The organism is Parendozoicomonas sp. 2304DJ65-17, from assembly GCF_058148445.1.
On the sequence record NZ_JBYVJV010000006.1, the window covers coordinates 295,173 to 313,681 of the forward strand.

The 18,509-nt window shown below is 49.0% G+C and carries 21 protein-coding genes, 1 other RNA gene and 1 riboswitch; of the genes, 13 read left to right on the forward strand and 9 right to left on the reverse strand.

The window, feature by feature from the left end; all coding sequences use genetic code 11:
* Positions 1-85 precede the first annotated feature (85 nt).
* The 10 genes from eutM to ssrA all read left to right on the forward strand — a co-directional run bounded on the left by eutM (position 86) and on the right by ssrA (position 7,756).
* Complete coding sequence (eutM, locus tag ACY2RR_RS16590; protein ID WP_490109285.1) at positions 86-373, forward strand: ethanolamine utilization microcompartment protein EutM; 288 nt, start codon at positions 86-88, stop codon at positions 371-373.
* A 93-nt stretch (positions 374-466) separates the two neighbouring features.
* Positions 467-1,285 carry a hypothetical protein gene (locus tag ACY2RR_RS16595; RefSeq protein ID WP_490109286.1) on the forward strand — a complete coding sequence of 273 codons (819 nt, stop codon included), beginning with the start codon at positions 467-469 and terminating at the stop codon, positions 1,283-1,285.
* 14 nt (positions 1,286-1,299) lie between these two features.
* On the forward strand, positions 1,300-1,932 hold the full coding sequence (gene pduL, locus ACY2RR_RS16600; RefSeq protein ID WP_490109287.1) for a phosphate propanoyltransferase: 633 nt from the start codon (positions 1,300-1,302) through the stop codon (positions 1,930-1,932).
* A gap of 26 nt (positions 1,933-1,958) precedes the next feature.
* Positions 1,959-2,861: an ethanolamine utilization protein EutJ gene (eutJ, locus tag ACY2RR_RS16605; protein WP_490109288.1), complete on the forward strand. Its 903-nt coding sequence runs from the start codon at positions 1,959-1,961 to the stop codon at positions 2,859-2,861.
* Entirely contained in the window at positions 2,858-3,571 is a 714-nt protein-coding gene (locus tag ACY2RR_RS16610) for a hypothetical protein (protein ID WP_490109289.1), read from the forward strand. Before eutJ ends, ACY2RR_RS16610 begins: the two co-directional genes overlap by 4 nt.
* A 100-nt stretch (positions 3,572-3,671) precedes the next feature.
* Positions 3,672-5,135: an iron-containing alcohol dehydrogenase gene (locus tag ACY2RR_RS16615; RefSeq protein ID WP_490109290.1), complete on the forward strand. Its 1,464-nt coding sequence runs from the start codon at positions 3,672-3,674 to the stop codon at positions 5,133-5,135.
* A gap of 111 nt (positions 5,136-5,246) precedes the next feature.
* The gene (locus tag ACY2RR_RS16620) at positions 5,247-5,957 is read left to right on the forward strand and encodes a Dph6-related ATP pyrophosphatase (protein WP_490109291.1); all 711 of its coding nucleotides are present in this window, start codon (positions 5,247-5,249) and stop codon (positions 5,955-5,957) included.
* Positions 5,958-5,961: 4 nt separating this feature from the next.
* On the forward strand, positions 5,962-6,954 hold the full coding sequence (gene cobD / locus ACY2RR_RS16625) for a threonine-phosphate decarboxylase CobD (protein WP_490109292.1): 993 nt from the start codon (positions 5,962-5,964) through the stop codon (positions 6,952-6,954).
* A 33-nt stretch (positions 6,955-6,987) separates the two neighbouring features.
* Positions 6,988-7,248, forward strand: a complete 261-nt coding sequence (locus ACY2RR_RS16630; protein WP_490109293.1) for a DUF5062 family protein — start codon at positions 6,988-6,990, stop codon at positions 7,246-7,248.
* An 87-nt stretch (positions 7,249-7,335) separates the two neighbouring features.
* Positions 7,336-7,756: a transfer-messenger RNA gene (ssrA, locus tag ACY2RR_RS16635) on the forward strand.
* An 887-nt stretch (positions 7,757-8,643) separates the two neighbouring features.
* On the opposite strand, the gene ACY2RR_RS16640 is transcribed toward ssrA, so the two are convergent.
* The gene (locus ACY2RR_RS16640) at positions 8,644-9,579 is read right to left on the reverse strand and encodes a LysR substrate-binding domain-containing protein (RefSeq protein ID WP_490109294.1); all 936 of its coding nucleotides are present in this window, start codon (positions 9,577-9,579) and stop codon (positions 8,644-8,646) included.
* Between the two features lie 115 nt (positions 9,580-9,694).
* Between ACY2RR_RS16640 and ACY2RR_RS16645 the strand changes: the two genes are divergently transcribed.
* Positions 9,695-10,411 carry a sterol desaturase family protein gene (locus ACY2RR_RS16645; protein WP_490109295.1) on the forward strand — a complete coding sequence of 239 codons (717 nt, stop codon included), beginning with the start codon at positions 9,695-9,697 and terminating at the stop codon, positions 10,409-10,411.
* On the opposite strand, the gene ACY2RR_RS16650 is transcribed toward ACY2RR_RS16645, so the two are convergent.
* Positions 10,408-11,418: an AraC family transcriptional regulator gene (locus ACY2RR_RS16650; protein WP_490109296.1), complete on the reverse strand. Its 1,011-nt coding sequence runs from the start codon at positions 11,416-11,418 to the stop codon at positions 10,408-10,410. The genes ACY2RR_RS16645 and ACY2RR_RS16650 overlap by 4 nt on opposite strands.
* A gap of 108 nt (positions 11,419-11,526) precedes the next feature.
* Between ACY2RR_RS16650 and ACY2RR_RS16655 the strand changes: the two genes are divergently transcribed.
* Together ACY2RR_RS16655 and ACY2RR_RS16660 are read left to right on the forward strand one after the other, a co-directional pair.
* Positions 11,527-11,979 carry a hypothetical protein gene (locus tag ACY2RR_RS16655; RefSeq protein WP_490109297.1) on the forward strand — a complete coding sequence of 151 codons (453 nt, stop codon included), beginning with the start codon at positions 11,527-11,529 and terminating at the stop codon, positions 11,977-11,979.
* A 10-nt stretch (positions 11,980-11,989) separates the two neighbouring features.
* On the forward strand, positions 11,990-12,382 hold the full coding sequence (locus ACY2RR_RS16660) for a hypothetical protein (RefSeq protein ID WP_490109298.1): 393 nt from the start codon (positions 11,990-11,992) through the stop codon (positions 12,380-12,382).
* Positions 12,383-12,401: 19 nt separating this feature from the next.
* Here ACY2RR_RS16660 and ACY2RR_RS16665 read toward each other — a convergent pair whose 3' ends face one another.
* The 7 genes from ACY2RR_RS16665 to cobM all read right to left on the reverse strand — a co-directional run bounded on the left by ACY2RR_RS16665 (position 12,402) and on the right by cobM (position 18,507).
* Complete coding sequence (locus ACY2RR_RS16665) at positions 12,402-13,124, reverse strand: energy-coupling factor ABC transporter ATP-binding protein (protein ID WP_490109299.1); 723 nt, start codon at positions 13,122-13,124, stop codon at positions 12,402-12,404.
* A gap of 9 nt (positions 13,125-13,133) precedes the next feature.
* Entirely contained in the window at positions 13,134-13,913 is a 780-nt protein-coding gene (locus ACY2RR_RS16670) for an energy-coupling factor transporter transmembrane component T family protein (protein WP_490109300.1), read from the reverse strand.
* A 43-nt stretch (positions 13,914-13,956) separates the two neighbouring features.
* Positions 13,957-14,520, reverse strand: a complete 564-nt coding sequence (locus ACY2RR_RS16675; RefSeq protein WP_490109301.1) for an SdrD B-like domain-containing protein — start codon at positions 14,518-14,520, stop codon at positions 13,957-13,959.
* A gap of 2 nt (positions 14,521-14,522) precedes the next feature.
* Positions 14,523-15,143: a cobalt transporter CbiM gene (gene cbiM, locus ACY2RR_RS16680; protein WP_490109302.1), complete on the reverse strand. Its 621-nt coding sequence runs from the start codon at positions 15,141-15,143 to the stop codon at positions 14,523-14,525.
* A 12-nt stretch (positions 15,144-15,155) separates the two neighbouring features.
* Positions 15,156-15,935, reverse strand: a complete 780-nt coding sequence (locus tag ACY2RR_RS16685; RefSeq protein ID WP_490109303.1) for a DUF4198 domain-containing protein — start codon at positions 15,933-15,935, stop codon at positions 15,156-15,158.
* Positions 15,936-16,066: 131 nt separating this feature from the next.
* A riboswitch (cobalamin riboswitch) is annotated at positions 16,067-16,242 on the reverse strand.
* 88 nt (positions 16,243-16,330) lie between these two features.
* Positions 16,331-17,746: a uroporphyrinogen-III C-methyltransferase gene (cobA, locus tag ACY2RR_RS16690; RefSeq protein ID WP_490109304.1), complete on the reverse strand. Its 1,416-nt coding sequence runs from the start codon at positions 17,744-17,746 to the stop codon at positions 16,331-16,333.
* Positions 17,743-18,507, reverse strand: a complete 765-nt coding sequence (gene cobM / locus ACY2RR_RS16695) for a precorrin-4 C(11)-methyltransferase (protein WP_490109305.1) — start codon at positions 18,505-18,507, stop codon at positions 17,743-17,745. Before cobM ends, cobA begins: the two co-directional genes overlap by 4 nt.
* Positions 18,508-18,509: the final 2 nt, after the last annotated feature.

Consider the following 18,509-nt stretch of genomic DNA (forward strand, 5'->3'; position numbering starts at 1 on the left):
TGTTATTTGTTTTTGACCTCGAAAGGGGCTGGTAACACCGGCTCCTCGACTAACGAATGTGATGGAACATTCAGGAGTACATAAAATGGCTATCTCCAACGCTCTGGGCATGATCGAAACCAAAGGTCTGGTTGGCGCTGTCGAAGCTGCTGACGCCATGGTTAAAGCTGCCAACGTAACTCTGGTTGGTAAAGAGCAGGTCGGTGGCGGCCTGGTAACTGTACTGGTTCGTGGTGACGTTGGCGCTGTTAAAGCTGCTACCGACGCTGGCGCTGCTGCTGCTGAGCGTGTTGGCGACCTGATCTCCGTACACGTTATCCCACGTCCTCACGGTGAAGTTGAAACCATCCTGCCAGCTGCCAAGGCTGAGTAATTCGGATGTGATAGCCGGGAACTGTTTTTGCAGTTCCCGGTTGTTGTCGTTTAAGCCGATTCCGGCTGTTTAATTGTTGATTCAGGAACAGGCATGGCGGTTGTTACCGAAGCACGTATTCGCAGTGAATATCGCAAGGCACCTTTCAACAGCTATTGCGTAGAGCAGCGGGACATTATCACTCCTTCTGCCCGGCAGTTTCTTCAGGATAAAAGTATTGAATTGATCGTGGGTGGAACTCCCGGTCCAAAGCAATCTGAACCTCAATCCTCTGCCGAAGAAAATACCACTGCGGCTTTTGCTGTTAAAACTGCTGATGTAAAACCTGCCGCTCCGCGTTTTGTCTGTGAACAGACAGGCGGTTCTTTCGAGAACAAGCCGGTTCATATGACAGTGATTGATAAGAGTCTTACCGGCTCTGCTCAACAGAAAACCATCGTTTCCAAAACAGATTCCCGCGTAGCCTTTGCAGGCCAGATGGATCTTGTGCAAGCCGACCTTCTGGTTGCCCAGGTTGAATGTCAGGATGCGGGAAAGACAGCGTTATACGACACGCTGCAACAAATTCTTGATGGTGTTCGCACATTGCTGCGAGCCCATGTCTTCGGTTCACCGGTTGATATCCAGAGCATTGTGGGTATGAGCAAAGATGAACTGCGCAAACACATTGATTCTGTTTCCGGGAAAGAACTCGCAGATGCTTCCATGGGCCGCATTGTTGTGAGCCTGAACCGGCTCCGTGCCCGCATTCGTGAAACAGAACTGGCTGCAATTCGCTGCTACCGGCAGGAAATGAAGACAAACCGGGACGATGTTGTTGAAGCACTGAACCAGCTTTCCGACAGAGTTTATGCCCTGATGCTGGATGAACAGAATCAGACCGAAGTGGCTCCGAAAACATACAAGTACTGAAAAAGATTTAACTTATGAATATTTCCGAGCAGCAGATTAAGCAGATTATCAACAAGGTGGTTGCTGAAATGAATGGAGCCCATCTGGTTCCTATTGAAGCATCCGCCCGTCATGTACATCTGTCTCAGGCGGATGTGGATCTTCTGTTCGGTGAAGGCTACCAGCTGACTCCAAAGCGTGAACTGTCTCAGCCTGGGCAATACCTGTGTGAAGAGCGTGTGTCCATTATTGGGCCAAAAGGTTCTTTCCAGAATGTTGCGGTGCTTGGCCCTGCTCGCCCTGACTCTCAGGTTGAAATCTCCCGTACAGATGCGCGCACTATTGGTGTTAAAGCACCTATCCGTGAATCCGGTGACATTACCAACACTCCAGGCCTGGTTCTGGTTGGCCCTAAAGGTGTTTCCCGTATTCAGCAGGGTGTAATTGTTGCCCGTAACCATATTCATATGACCACTGCTGATGCTGCCCGCATGGGTGTTGAAGACAAGCAGCAGGTGAGTATCAAGGTAGGCGGCGATCGTCCGGTAACTTTCCACAATGTTGTGGTTCGGGTTAAGGACTCTTTCGCGCTTGCCATGCACATTGATTACGACGAAGCCAACGCTGTAGAACTGGCGCCTGGCACCAACGGCGAACTGGTTCACTAATCGAATAGGTTCGCAGGAAGTAAGTCATGTCAGATCATCACACTGACTCTATTGAAGAGAGTAGCTCTTTAGAAGAGAGCAACTACCAGGCTGAACGGGCAGACGCCATGATTCAGGCTGTGGAAGACAGCCTGACCAAAACCGGTGAGTTCAGCAGTGCTGATGATCTGGTTGTCGGCGTTGACCTTGGTACCGCTTATATCGTGCTTGTGGTTCTGGATAAGGATCGCAAACCAGTTGCTACCGAAATGCAGTTTGCCCAGGTACTCAAGGACGGCGTGGTTGTCGATTATATCGGCGCGCTGCGTATTGTTCGTGAGCTGAAGGAAAAGCTTGAAACCCGTCTGGATGTTGCGCTCACCAAAGCGGCTATCGCTATGCCTTCCAACACTCCGGAATCCGAGTGCAAATCTCATCGTTACATTGTTGAGAGCACAGGTATGGATGTTGTGAACATGCTGGATGAGCCAACCGCTGCCAACTGTGTTCTGAATATTCGCAACGGCGCCGTTGTTGATATCGGTGGTGGCACAACCGGTCTTTCCATCTTTAAAGATGGCGATGTTGTTTACACCATGGACGAAGCGACTGGCGGAACTCACCTGTCTCTGGTTCTGGCTGGTAACTACGGCAAGACCTTTGAAGAAGCGGAAGAGTTCAAGAAAAACCCAAAGAATCATCGCGAAGTGGTGTCTATCGTGCGCCCGGTGATTGAGAAAATGGGCAGCATTGTTCACAACCACATTCAGGGTTACGACGTAAACGACATCTTCCTTGTAGGTGGTACCACTTGTTTGCCGGACTTCGAAGACGTTGTTGAAAAGCAAACTGGCGTGCGCACCCGCAAACCAAAGAATCCATTCCTCGTGACTCCTCTGGGCATTGCTATCAGTGCTATTGAGGCGATTGAAAAGGAAAATACGGCATGAATACGGAAGCTTTGATTGAGCTGATTTCAAAGCGTGTGATGGAGCAGCTGTTGAATGCTGAAGCCCCGCAGCCTAAACCTGTTAACCGTCAAAGTGTGCTGGTTGTTGGCGACAACTTCGACAACACTGTTTTGGATGAGTGCTTTGATGTTTCTTTCCTGAAAGATATTGATCAGGCAAGCGCTGCTGATTTTGATCACGTAGTTGTTTCCAGCCTGCCAAACAAACTGCTGGGTGAAATGGCCATTGGCCTTGAACGCGGCAACGACGGCTGTGTGATTGTTGAATCACTGATGCTGGGCAAAACCGTTTACATTCTTGAAGAGGGTATTGCTTACCGTCGCTTCAAGGAAACAGCCAAGCCTGCGTTCTACCAGCTGTTCCAGGAAAAGGAACAGACGCTGATCAGCTATGGCATGGAAGTTGTTGCTGCTGACTCTCTGGAACAAGCCCTCCAAGGCAACACCGAGGGCGTAGTTGCAGAGCCGGTTGTTGAAGCCACTGTGGCTGCTGAGAAAGTAGAAGCAGCACCTCAAAAGCAGGAATGCACACGGTCTTTAATTATTGAAAAGCGCGTGGTTAGCGAACGCGATCTGCGTAAAGGCAGTGAGCAGGGCTACACCCGTTTTGCCGTTACAGAGAAAGCATTGCTGACTCCCTTGGCAAATGACTTTATCCGTGAAAAAGAACTTCACGTTGATCGAGTCTGATAATTGGAATTTTTGAACGGCCTTCGGGCCGTTCTTTCGTTATTGGGCAATGTAAAAACGCTCAGGAACGAAGTTTAATGCTGTGAGGATATGATCGGACATGTCTCAGAAGAAAAAATTGATTACCAAAAACAACCTTGAGGACTTCTGCGTTAATGGAGTTCTGCAGGTTGCGCCCGGACAAATCCTGACTCCAGGTGCCCAGGACCTGGCCAAGCACAAAGGCATTCTGGTGAATTACGGTGAAACTTCTGCAGAAGTTGCAGCAACTGTTGAAGCTCCTGCTCAAACTGTTGCTCCAGCGGAAGTGGCTCCTGCTGCTATCCCAGCTGCAGTTTCTACTGCGCTGAGCGATATTGAACAGAAGCTTGCAGAAGAAAGTCACATGACCTTCCCAGAAGAGCTGGCGGTCAAGCCTGAAAAGAGCATCATGATGCCAACCATCAACCTGTTGGGTAGTGGTTGTCTTGAACGTGCTGCCAAGCGTGTTGGTGCTATGGGGCATCGCAAAGGTCTGGTGGTTTCCGATGCCATGCTCAACAAAGTGGGCATTGTTGGAACTGTTACCAAAACCCTGGAAAAGTACGGCATTGCTACCGTTGTGTACGACGGTGTTCAGCCAAACCCAACAACTGCTAACGTGAATGAAGGTCTGTTGAAACTGCGTCAGCAGAACTGTGACTTTGTGATCTCTCTTGGTGGCGGTTCTCCTCACGACTGTGCAAAAGCAATTGCTCTGCTCTCCACTAATGGTGGCTCTATTGCCGACTATGAAGGTGTGGAAAAGTCCACAAAACCAGCTCTGCCTTTGGTAGCCATCAACACTACAGCTGGTACCGCTTCTGAAATGACCCGTTTCTGCATTATCACTAATGAAGAAACCAAGGTGAAAATGGCGATTGTTGATCCCCACGTTACGCCATCCATTTCCGTAAACGATCCTCAACTGATGCTGGGCATGCCCGCAAGCCTGACAGCGGCTACCGGTATGGATGCTCTGACTCACGCCATTGAGGCTTATGTCTCCACCAACACCAACCCAATGACTGATGCGGTAGCAACCAAAGCTATCGAAATGATCATGCAGTATCTGCCACGCGCCGTTGAAGATGGCAGTGATCTGGAAGCCCGTGACCAGATGGCCTGTGCCCAGTTTATGGCAGGTGTCGCCTTTAACAATGCTGGCCTTGGTTATGTTCACGCAATGGCTCACCAGCTGGGCGGTATGTATGGCCTGCCTCACGGTGTATGTAATGCTGTGCTGTTGCCACACGTTATGGCGTTCAATATGAAGTGCCGTTCCAAGCGCCTGTCTGACATTGCTTACTACATGGGTTGCCATGTGCGCGGAATGGAACATAACTCTGCCGGTGTGGAAGGCATCAAGCGTATCTGCAAACTGCTGACTGAAGTGGGTATGCCAACCAGTTTGAAAGAGTTGGGTGTACGTGAAGAAGATATTCCTGCCATGGCCGCCAACGCTATGAAGGATGCCTGTGCTCTGACCAACCCTTGTCGTGGAACCAAGGCCGACATCGAGCGTATTTTCCATAACGCTATGTAATTTGCCTGCCTGAAAACTTCTGTTCAGGAAGTGTGGAGACCCACAATAGGCTGGGTCTCCACAGCTGATACCATCTCTTATTCCAAGCCAATACACCCAAGGCGTACAGCTATGTCGACATTCATCCCGAACGTAATGCCAGATGCCACATTCCCCCAGAGTGATGAACCGTTCATTACCTCATGGAGTGGTGGTAAGGATGCCTGTTTTGCTTACTGGATGGCGAAGGAACAGGGTGGTAAAACTTCTGCGATTTACACCATGCTGGATGAGACCGGTGAACACACCAGTTCTCACGGTTTGCACAGAGATATTATTCAGGCTCAGGCAGACGCTTTGGGTGTGCCTGTTATGTTTCGTGCCGTTCCCCGCGGCAGCTATGAAACCCACATGAAAGATGTTGTGCGGGAATCTCAGGAACGGTTCTCGGCGACAAGTGTTGTATTTGGCGACATTGATCTGGATATTCACAAAGTGTGGCTGGATCGGGTAACTGGTGAAGCACAAATCACACCTCGTTTCCCACTCTGGCAATACCCACGCCGACAGCTTCTGGATGATGTTCTGGCAGCAGGGTTTAAAACCATGATTGTCAGTGTGAAATATGAGCAGATGGATGAAAAATATCTCGGTCGTATTATGACTCCAGAACTGGCCGATGAGATTGAAGCCCTTGGTATCTGCCCAACAGCCGAAGATGGTGAATTCCATAGCCTGGTTGTTGATGGGCCTTGCTTCTCGGCACCTATCGCTGTGAAGACCGGAGCTATTCGTCAGGATAATCGCGGCCACTCCATCATCGATATTTCTCTGGATAAATAACCTTATGCTCACCCACGGAGGGAAGCTGCGGGAAGCCTCTCATAAATACAATATCCCACTTGAGCAATGGTTGGATTTATCCACCGGAGTGAATCCCCGGTGTTATCCGGTGCCGGATATTCCGGTGACTGCCTGGAATCGCCTGCCTGAAGATGACGATGGTTTGGTAGAAGCAGCGTGTGAATACTTTCAGTGTTCTTCGTTGCTTCCTGTTGCCGGTTCTCAGGCGGCTATTCAATCTTTGCCCCTGGTTCGCAGGCAGCTTTTCCCTGAAAGTAGAACAGTTGCTATTCCTTCCGTCGGTTACCGTGAGCACCGCCATGCCTGGGAAAAGCATGGTTATGAAGTCCTTCTCTACAATGGCGAGCCTACTGCAGACCAATTGGATAAAGCTGATGTAGTGCTGGTGATCAATCCAAATAATCCGACCGGACATCGGGTTGATGTCTCAGCACTAATGGATTGGCACACCGTTTTAGCTGAACGTAATGCCTGGCTAGTTGTGGACGAAGCGTTTATGGATTGCACGCCAGAATTCAGCATCAGCCACAGAACGCCACTGGAGAATCTTGTGGTGTTGCGCTCAATCGGAAAGTTCTTCGGCCTTGCCGGTATTCGTATGGGATTTGTGCTGGCTCAGCCAAAAGTTCTTTCCTGTATGCAGGAACATCTCGGTCCCTGGACTGTGCCGGGACCAAGCCGGGAAATCGGCAAAGCGGCTTTGAAAGATCTTGCATGGCAAAAGAGTAACCGGCAGTTTCTTGAACAGGCCAGCGAAAGGCTGCACAACTTGTTAAGCCAGAAATTCGAAAAGCTTGATAGCACTTTGCTGTTCACCAGCGTTAAGGTAAGTAATGCTGAAAAGCTGCATCAGGATTTATGCGGCTCTGGAATCTTCACCCGTTTACTGGATGAGCGGGATGGCCTGCGCTTTGGCTTGCCAGAAAAAGAGCGTGATTGGGCACAGCTTGAACAGGCTCTGGACAATCTGAGCTAAATTTTCATAACCGGTTACTGAGACAGTGCGTCAATGAAAAAGCATAAGAATGAAGCCCAGTTACTCAAACTAGCCCTGAGTGTCGGCACACAATTCGCCGTCAACCGGGGCTACAAAGACTTTGGTAAAGGCATTTCACCGAAAGATAAGGTTGAGTGTATTTACCGCCTTCTGGTGAAAGATAAGCTGATTACGCCTCTGCCAGAAGATAAGGAAAATGGCCCGGGAATGAAGCACCGGCTGATTCTCTGGATTGTTAAACAGCTCCCCAAGGATCACGAGCTTCTTCAATAATTGCCTGAAATAGCCTCGGAACCAGCCAGATATTGTGCTGTCTAAACTTGCTGGAACTGCCGTACTGAGCTAAATCTTTAGTGTTCCGGGGGCGATTAGGATTCGACGACGATCACGAACCCCAAGGTGCATGCCGAGAGATGACAGTAGCTCTCGTAAAACAATAACTGTTATTTATTAGTTGCCAAAACAACTAACCACGGAACTTTCGCCACTCTGGACATGAATCATGTCCAGCCTGCGAACGGCAGCTTTGCTGCCGCAGCTGCCTAAACAGCAACTGGTTCCCGGTCTCTTCGCCCCGTCTATCGGGTGATAATAAGACCGTCATTGCAGATAGACTCGCCGTGATCTGCGCCTGGCTTTGATCGGTTAAAACCTTACAGGCTCGTGTTGCCTTACCCCGACCGCTGGGTCATGGCAGGACTAAAATAAAGGCGGATCTAAGCATGTAGAGCCAAGGGCGGAGTATCGGCGGACGGGGGTTCAAATCCCCCCGCCTCCACCATCCTGCTAACATCAAAAGACTACCCTTTGTTTTTCGCAATGTGCCACATAACGGTGGTACAAATGCGAGCTTCCTACTTTTTGACTTCGCTGCTCAAGCTACTGCAGAACTACTCACAAATATCAGTCGCCTACCCAAGTAAAATTAGTAACTTCTAACAACTCAAGCGATAGAGCTTTGCAAAGACAATATAGCTGACTCAGGTTTCATCAGAGCTTGTTTGACAACCTGAACAGATATGTAATTCAGGAGGAGAGGAAAGCAATATGGACTATCAAACGTGGTTAGCTGAAAGTTGACCTGCCATATATTTATGGTCAAGGTGCTTTGGATTAATAATGGCCTGCAAAGCAAGCAATAAGATTTTGAGAATCAAAAGCCATACAAATGAAGGGGGATTCCCCCCTTCATTTACGTACGTCTCAGAATCATCACAACTAATAATACAACAACAGTCGCCATTGGTGACTTGTCTACAGCCTGAATAATCTGAACAACACCTTCCGCTGTCAAAGGGTATCTCCGTAGTGACAGCAATTGAGGGTCAGGCTAAAAAATGATTTCAGCATCGTTTGGTGCTACAGTTGCGCAACGTAAACAAGCAACTCCTCAATCACTGGGTGAGTTTGCTAGGGGTTGGGTTTCTCCACAAAACCTGACCCCTATCCTTCCTTCCAAACACAAACTTGGAAGCAGTCGCCGTATATCAGTAGCGGCTAATTCTTATGCTAACAGACAAAAGTCACCATAGGGCAGTCGCAATTGCCACCAGAACAAAGATACCAGTCCTAGCTATCACCTAGTAGGTGAAACGGCTAAAGATAAACGCATAATTAATTACGACGCCCCGCCTCCACAGTTTCTTTTCTTGAAATCCGATCTTTGAGTTACGACAGTAGTTTTGCGAGTCGTTGAATTCTTTCCATAAACCAATCATGGCTGGCGTCATTATCCCGGCTTTTATGCCACAGCAGGCGTATCTCAACCTTCGGATATTCAAACGGTACAGACAGGCATTGGATTGTGTCTTTGTACCGAGGCTGTTGTGCGAGGCGGCTGGGAACAATTGCGATTAGGTCTGTACTGGCAACAATATCCGGAATCGCTACAAAGCTTGAAACATGCATAGCCAAATTGCGATTTGGTAAATCCTTTCCCATCAGCTGCTCAATGGGCGTTCCTCGTCGATTACTCAAGTTGACGGTAATGTTTGAACGGGGAACCAGTGTCACCTGTGGCAAGGTTTCAAACTGCTCCAGTGTGATATTGCCTTTCAGTACCTTGTGGTTGCGTGCACAAACAACATTCAAATCTTCCTGACCCAGAACAAAAGAGCGGAACTGATCATGTGCGTAGGGCACATAGTCGATGGCATAGTCGAGCGCTCCATCCTTTAATTGTGCAGGAATATCATCCAGATGGTCCGGGTGCAGCTTCACCGTCATCTTCGGTGATTCGTTGCGAATCCAGGCCATCAGCAGTGGAGCAATCAGATATTCGGTAGCAGCATTCATGGTGATGTTCAGTGTCTGATCGCTGGTACCGGGATCAAAACTCTGTTCCATGCAGCCGTGTTGGATCATCTGCAGTGCCGGTTGAATGGCACTGTGAAGTTCTATCGCGCGTAGCGTGGGTTTCAGACCTCGGGATGTGCGAACAAAAAGGTCATCATTAAAAGACTGTCGCAGTCGTTTAAGTGCGTTACTAACAGCAGGCTGACTCATAGCCAGCTGGTCGGAAGCCCGCGAAAGGTGTTGCTCTCGCATCAGAGCATCGAACACCGGTAGTAAGTTCAAGTCCAGAGAACGCAGGTTAAGTTTCACTATCTATTATTTGTCTTAGTGATAATGATCTTTTGTATTATCAATTAGACCTTAAAACAAGTGGCGGATAAGCTGGTTTTACTTTCGAACCAAAATAAAAATAAAAGGTGAGGGTATGGCAGTGATGAATGAAGCTGCGATGGAGGCTTTCCGGGCCAAGTATCGCGCTGAGATCAAACCGGGTTATAGCGGCTGGCTGCACATGTTGTCTGTTGCCGGCGTCGGACTTGCAGTTATTTTGTACTCGCTGGGGCTGGTGGTTGATGCCTCATTTATGGAATGGCTGGCTTTTCCTCTCACTATGCTGGTAGTGAACTTTGCGGAATATTATGCACACCGCTGGTTAGGGCATCGCAAAACAAAACTTGGTGGGTTGTTTTATAAACGTCATACCGGTGATCATCATACCTTCTTTCTTGAGCGGGCAATGAACTATCAGAGCCTTCGGGACTGGCGGGTGGTTCTGTTTCCGGTTTATCTGATCTTTGCTTTTATCTTCGGATTAATCCTTCCTGGCGGTTATCTTCTGCAAATGCTGGTGAGCGACAATGTTGCTTACATCTATGCCGCAGCGGGCATCACTGGTTATCTGTTTTATGAAGTGATGCATTTCAGCTACCACATTCCAAGAGGTGACAAGGCTGAGAAAATCTTCCTTGCTATTCCCGGTTGGAAGCAGATGCGCCATACCCATGTTCTGCATCATAAGCGTGAGCTGATGGCGGCTGCAAACTTCAATATTACTCTGCCAGTGTTTGATATCTTGCTGGGTACTTTGTACTGGGAGCCGATAGACGAGTTTGAGGCTGAGCAAGCGAAAGCCAGTAACTAAGCCTTTCTTCTGTATAACCCTGGTGTTTTTCCTGTCCATCGGGTGAATGCATGAATAAAGCTGGATGCCTCTGCATAACCGAGGCGTTCAGCTACAGCATCAACTGGCAGCCCTGCTGTTCCTAAAAGCTCAATGGCTAAATCCTGTCTGGTTTTATCCAACACCTCTCTGTAACTGGTGCCTTCTTTATCCAGTCTTCTACCGAACGTTCGCTGACTGATATGAAAATGTTCAGAAGCTTCACGCAATGAAGGCGGGCTTGAAATGGTTTGCAGAAATAACTTTTGCAGCTGTGAACTGAAACGCTCTGCCTGAGTTTGTTCTTCTAGAAGGTTCTGGCATTGCTGAAGACAAAAAGTGGACGTTGCTGCGTTAGCTTTTGGAAGAGGTTTCTCAAGCTGGCCTTTATTCAGAGTTATAGAGTTTTGGCTGGCACCTAGCTGAATCAATCCACCCAAATGTTCCAGAAATGGATGATTGGGAAGAGAGTCCAGAGTGAGAGTAATCTGTTTGGGAACGAAAACCTGTTCGTTAAACATCTCTCTGGCGAGTACGTAGAAAATCGCCAAGTGTCGCTCAAGTACAAACTGCTGAAGGTGTTCGGGGATGTGGCTCGCATCCATTGTAATTGTTCCTTCTCGCTCACTTTCAGCGAAGGAGAATTTCACCAGAACAAAAGAGAGGGCGGTGAACCCCAGAGCCGTTTTAATCGCGGAACGAACGCTTGGGCTGCTGATAATTGCAAAAGCCCAGATGCCAAAGGTTGTGAGCTGGTAGCGTAAGCCTGTCTGTATTCCCAAACCTTCTACATGCAGAAGGTGTTCAACAAGGTTACTGATTACCTGAAGTTCCTGAGAGCCGGTAACCATAGCTGTTGATGAGTGAAGCTGTGACTCCGTGATGCCAGAGCCTGCCAGAGAGTCAGAAATGCTAACTCCATATTCCAACCCCAGTTCTACCATTATTTTTACGCTGGAAATCGCGCGTTTATTATCAAGGGTACTCATGACATCAGTATCCGGCTGGTGGCAATAAATATCAATTTTTTGGCTGTGCCCCCCATTCCATAAACAACTCACACCTCTAGACTGTTCTTATCTTGGGGAGGGAGTGATATGAGAAAAGCTCTGATTACAGTACAGGAGCACCAGTTTTCCAAAGAGCAGATAAAGCAGCTCGAAAAGGTAGTACAGGAAAACTTTGCTAGATATGTCGGCGATGAAAAACTGTTAACCCTGTGGTGCGTGGTGCCAAAGGGGCAGTCTTATACAGACTATCAACCTTCACGTTCCTCACTTGTGACTGTTGAGTGTGAGTCCGGCTTTCCTCAGGAAAAGCGCATTCAGATGCTGAAAGTCTGTGAGCAAAGCTGGCTCAAGATAACAGGCCAGCACACTGATGAGCTTATGCTGGCGCTGGTGGAAGAGCCTTTGTTCAAAGAGCTTCTGCAAAGTAACCAGCAACGATTCTCCCCGTTAGGGCGCATAGCAATGGCATTGAATGTGCTCAAAGCCTTTGTGCAGTCGAAGCGGCATAAAACACCACTTCTTTTTAACCCGAATTTGTGAGGAAAGAGTTATGCCTGTTTACACTGTTGCCAGCAGGAAGCCTGTTTCTACCCCTGTTCGTAAAGCGATTGCAGATGCGATAACCAATATTCACTGCTCGGTAACCGGAGCGCCCTCCGAGTTTGTGAATATTGTTTTTATGGAAGGTCACCGCATCAAAGATAAAAAAGATATGGGCGTGATTGGCAATGTTCGCAGTGGCGGGAATCGGAATAAAGAACTCACAGACAGCTTGAGAAATGAGATTCATGCCGGTGTCGCCAACGCTGCCGGATTAAAACCTGCTCAATTATCTACAACTCTGGTGGGCTTTCCGGCCAGCTGGGCGATGGAAGGTGGTGAGATCCTACCCGAGCCAGGGGAAGAAGATGCCTGGCTGGCAAGAACTCACGCTGATGCATAAGAAGTAACAGGTGTTGAGATTATGCTCTGAGCTCCGCTGCTTCTGTGTGATGGTATCCCGGGCAGCGGCCACAAATTGGCAACTCTGAATTAACCAGACGACCATGCTCAAAAGCCACAACGCGAGTAGACAGGCGGGCATGAAAGTCGTCATCGTGGGCAATGCAGATCATGGCTTGCGACAACTCGGAGAGAATGCTGATCAGGCGCTCTCGAGTATGGTTATCCAAAGCATTGGTCGGTTCATCAAGCAGCAGAATTTCAGGTTCCATTGCCAGTACGGACGCCAGAGCAACCAAACGTTTCTGGCCACCAGACAACTGCCAGGTAATTCGATTTTCCAGATCTTCCAAACGCAGTTGCTTTAAGATTCGGCGGGCAAGCGTTTTAGCTTCTTCCTGCGACATGCCTTTGTTTAACGGACCAAAGCAAACCTCTTCAAGAACTGTTGGGCAGAACAGCTGATCATCGGCATCCTGAAACAGCAAACCAATCTTTCCACGCTGTTCACGAAAGTCTTGTTCGCTACTCATGGTTTTGCCGAACAGCTGCACGCTGCCGCTACAGGGCGTCATCAAACCCATAAGCAGACGGAACAGTGAGGTTTTACCAGTGCCGTTCGGGCCAATCAACGCCAGTCTTTCACCCGGCTCAAGAGTCAGTGAAGCTCCACGTAAGATCGGGGCGTGACCACCATAGGAAAAATGCAGATCATCAGCCTGAATGAGTGCTGTGTTACTCATAAAAGTTGCTCATAGAAATTGTACTCCAAGAAACAGACTGCACAGCCCACACACTGTAGTTAGAAAACCATAATCCACAGCAGACATACGATGGTTGGTAAGAACATGCCAGCGACCATCAAAACCACGGCAACGCATGGCCTGAAGCATACGTTCAGCCTGATCAATACTGCGTACCAGTAAAGTGGCATAAACCCAGGCCAGAGTCTTCCAGCTTCGCAGGTTGCAACCTGCATGAAAGGCGCGAGCTTTAAGGGCACTCTGCAGGGTTTTGTATTGTTTTTGCAGAATATCTAAATAGCGAACCGTAAACAGAAGTAGAGCCACCATCTTTTGTGGACAGCGAAGCTGGTGCAGCGCATGGCCAAGCCTTGCTGGTTCCAGGCCGCAAATCAATGCCTGCATAATGAACAGGGCGGCATTCGCTCGCAAAGCAAGCTGAGCAGCACGTTCAAGCCCCGGAACCGAAGCATCAAAACCAAGCATGGAAAAAGCGACTTCTCCGGGTATTTGAAACGGCACCAGAACCAACATGAAAATAATAAAGCTATCGATTGCCAGAATGCGTTTCAGTGCTGTTGCCAGAGACTGGCGAGTCATAAACACGACCGCCAGAGCTGCAATAAGAACCATATAACTGAGCAGCATTGTGCTGTTCACAACCATAGCTGTGCCAGCAAATAGAAATGCGGCAATGAGACACGAGCGAGGATCAAGGCGCTCGATCATCAGCTGTTCACGATTGCTGGCGCATGTCGTATATCCAGCATCCGACATAATATGACTCATAACCCCGATCTCCCCTGCTTAACCCAATTTTTGTATTTCTTCATTACACGTTGCGCTTTCTGGACAGATATAGGGCGACCATACCAGCTATACCGAAGATGTAACCAACCCCTCCAAGAATGTCTTGGTAATACCGCTTTTCCTGAAGTTGGTCGATCTGTTCACGTAGGGGACGAATGTGGCGAACAATGGATTTATCCACAGCTGCCGTCAGTGCTTTCTCATCAACGGTCACTCTAGAAGCAGCATTCGAAGGTATTACTGCTGTTGCAGAGCTATCCGCAGCTGTCTCTTCAGCACCCATTTCTTCGGCGGAAATTGTGTATTCGGCAACATGTCCCTGAGAGGCATCGGCTTTGATGATGTATTCCGCTGGAGTGAGTTCTTCAAAGATAAACTCACCATTGTCGTTAGTTCTGGTAGTGGCTACCACCTCACCATTTCGGGTGAGTAAAACTTCAGCATCTGAGGCTTTTCCTGCCCCGGCAAAATAGGCCTCACCTTCAATGCTGGTTCCTTCAGCAAAGGCAAACAGTTTGAACTTATGTGCCCATGCAGGGCTGGTAGAAAGTATCAGGATAAGGAGCGTGGTCAGTCGTTTCATCATGATTAAACCTGCATGCCCTGAGGGGTTAGGCCAAGCACTGTGGGGCGAACCTTGTAGAGCATGGATACGGCAAATGCGGAAAGAATGCCTTCAATAGCCATAACTGGCAGGTGAGCCATAAACACGGCTTTGGCACCGGCCACAAACTCTTCACCACTGAACGCGAGGGAAGCGGCCACCATAAAAGATGTGAGGCCAAGGGAAAGTGCGCCAGCAATAAAACCTACGACAGGAGCCTGCTTCTGGTTACAGCGATTCAATAGTGGCCGTAAAACCATGCCGGTAATAACAGCGGGCAGGGCAATGTTCATGGTGTTCACACCAAGCACAAACAGCCCGCCAAAACCGAAGAACAGAGCCTGCAGAATCAGCCCGGTAAGCATGGCGGGAAAAGCCAGCCAACCTAAAACCAAACCCAGCAGGCCATTAAAAATCATATGCACACTGGATGGGCCAATGGGCACATGAATCAGTGAGGCAATAAAGAACATCGCAGCAAGAACAGCTGTTTGCGGCAGCCTTTCTTCCGTCAGTTGCCTTAATCCCATCGCACAGCCAGCGACTGTGACAACAGCTCCGGTAGCAAGCACCGGAGCGGAAAGTACACCATCAACAATATGCATAATGACAACCTGTTACTTCATATCTCTGGCATGCAGCCAGAGAACGGCGTCCTCAGAAACACTCTTCTCTTCGCCATCGGGGCCTTTCAGAGTGTGATCGGCTTCCATCAGTGCCGCGAATCCCCACCATCCCGCTTTTGGCATCGCAAAAGTGAACTCGCCATTCTGGTTGGTGATAAGAACCTGGTTGATGTAAGCGTCTGCAGGAATGTTTACGCCATCGGTGTTGCGGTATTCGACTTCAATCTCAACACCAGCTTGTGGCTTACCACCTTTGGTAACAACACCGGTAAAGCTGGAGCCAGTCCAGAGAGCATAAGGGCGGGTCAGTGGAACAATTTCACTGGGCAGGCCAACAGGTTCACTCCAGCCTTCACCAGCACCGAAAGCGTCTACAACAACTTTGGCGTTCTGCTTGATGTAAGCGTCTTCTGTCGTATCAAAGTAAGGGGCTGGCTGGATGTAGAACTGGTAAGTACCAGGACGACGAACCTTGTACTCCATGGTGTAGGCTTTTTTGCCATTACTGGTTGCAGGAACAAGTGAAGCGAGCAGATCAGACTTTTCACCATTCACCAGAACACCAACTTCGGCTGGAACCCCCATATCCATAGTGGGGCCACCTTCCATTGGGTGGGTGAAAATAATGTCGAAGTTCAGTGTGCGGCCGGTTTCTTTCGTCACAATTGGAGTTTGGGGTAGTAGCTCCTGAAAATGTGCAAAACTTGCCTGAGACAATACAGAAAGAGAAAGGCCGACGATGGTTGCGGTCTTGCGAATAGAGAAGGTCATGCGAACCGGAAATCCTTAAATTGATTCCGGCGGGTAAGATTCTATTGCTCAAAACTGAATCAGTTGTAAGCAAAATCTGTAATTAGAAGACACTGTTTAAATTAAACATAGCTTCGGGATTACCCGCCCGTGTTTATGTGGATTTTCAGGCAGGTCTCCTGGCTTCAGGGTCGTAACAAAATCGCCAGCCTTCCCGGAATATCCAGTGGCATTTGGCAATTTGCTCGCCTGATACAGTTGCGGGTACAGCTCCGGTTTTGCACCGGATTCCCTATTAAGTTGGTACACCTGAAATCAAGGCAATCCTACGTTTTTTAGGATTTTATCGCCGTGATTAATATCAATGGTTGATGCGTGCTCATGCGCTTCTTTATTCGAAGTACATGAGCTAAGGATCAGTGAACTTGATTCGCAACAAGCTTTTCAACAACGTCGTTAGCGCTGCATAGTGGCATAGCATTTAGCTGTGCGCGTAACAGGCGAGCGTGTAGTTCGTCATCGGACGTATAAACAGCCGCATTGTTCAAACATTGAGCATCGTTGTTATCACCCAGTGCCCAGAAAGACTGTTCATTGTCGAGAATAGCAATGTCAAAGTCCGGCAGATCAAAACGCAGACGCACGGGAATCCATGTGTAGCTGTTGATCAGCTTGCAACCTTCAGCGATGGCAGGTTTGTCGCTTGAACCACTGAGCACCGCAGCGCCTTGTTCCAAACCGGCAAGATCACTGACAGACAGGCGCTCAACATTGAAGAATCCAATGTTATGCAGAGTATTGAGAGCGGCTTCACTGGTAACTGATAATCTCTGGTTAATGTCACGGAGGTCGCATTTGTTAGCGATCAGCGCTTTCTGCCAGGAGAGAACTGATTGCTCTCCGTTAAATACCAGATGGTTGGATGCTGAAACAACACCCCAATCCTGATCATTAATGCTGTGCAGGAAGCGGGGCGTTGGCAAACGCAGAGCGATGCCACCCAGATTCTCAATGGCTGCGGTCACTGTGTCACCAGCTTCACCACTTTGGGCAACAAGTACACGTTTGCCAGCCAGAGGCAGTGTTTTACGCCAGTGCAAACGATCCCGCAGAGAAATAACTTCGCCAACAATAATCAGCGCCGGAGCTTTAAGGTCTAGAGCTTCAACTTTCTCTGGCAGGGTTGTGAGCGTGCCTTCCAGCTCAAACTGACGGCAGGTTGTAGCAGCGCTAACGTAGATAGCAGGTGTATCCGGAGAACGGCCTTCCTGAATCAGTGTTTCACAGTTCTGACGAATCTTTTTGGCACCCATATACAGTGCCAAAGTGCCATTGCCTTGCCCCATGGAAGACCATGAAGTACGAGCCTGACCACACTGGTGACCACTGGCAAAGGTCACATCAGACGCCATGCCAATGCTGGTTAGCGGGAAACCAGCATAAGCTGCTGCCCCTAACGCGGAAGAAATACCGGGAACAACCTCAAAGGGAATATCTCGTTCCAGCAGGTCATCACATTCCTGTGTGCCACGACCGAAGATGAACGGGTCACCGGCTTTCAGGCGCAGAACACTTTTGCCTTCCATCGCCATTTCGATGACTTCCGGATGCATGCCGTAGCCAATCTTGTTGTGATAGCCACGGTAGCCAATGGAAACCATATCTACATGGGAAGGAACCAGTGCAAGCAGTGCCGGACTGATCAAAGCATCGTAGGCGACAACATCAACCTGACTCATCAGGTTTTTGGCTCTTACTGTGAGCAGGCCTGGGTCGCCCGGCCCTCCACCGACAAGATAAACCTTGCCGGGGTGAACAGTTGCTTTACTCATTCCGGGAACCTCGCGGTGCGGAAGTCGTGGCTGAAGGTTTTGTCGTACAGCTTGGAATCGTTGAAGTCGGTGCAGCCCAACACCTTACCCACAACAATCATGGCAGTTGCGCGGATATCCAGTTCTTTCACTTTCTCGTGAATATCGGAGATCGTGCCGCGAATAATGCGCTGCTCAGGCCAGGACGCTTTTTCTACAACGGCGATTGGGTAGTCGTCTGGATAAACAGTTTTCAGGTCGTTGCACAGCTTCTTCAGCATGCGAATGCTGAGATAGATGCACATGGTCGCTTCATGCTTGGCCAGCTCCAGAATATTTTCTTTCTCGGGAACAGGAGTACGGCCGGGCATGCGAGTGAGAATAATGGTCTGGCACACTTCCGGGATAGTCAGTTCCTGGCCAAGGGCCGCAGCGGAAGCCTGGAAGGAAGAAACGCCGGGAATCACTTTCCAGTCGATACCCAGTTCATCCAGGCGACGAATCTGTTCAGCGATAGCACCGTAAATGCTGGGATCGCCGGTATGAACACGGGCAACATCCTGATCTTTCTCGTGAGCTTCACTCAGCACATCAGTGGTTTGATCAAGATCGAGATCAGCAGAGCTGAGGACCAGTGCGTCTTTATTGGCACGGGCGACAACTTCCTTTGGCACAAGGCTGCCGGTGTAAAGAACAACGGGGCATTGCTCAACCAGTTTGGCACCTTTTACGGTGATGAGATCGGGATCGCCTGGGCCTGCGCCAATAAAATAAACGGTCATGG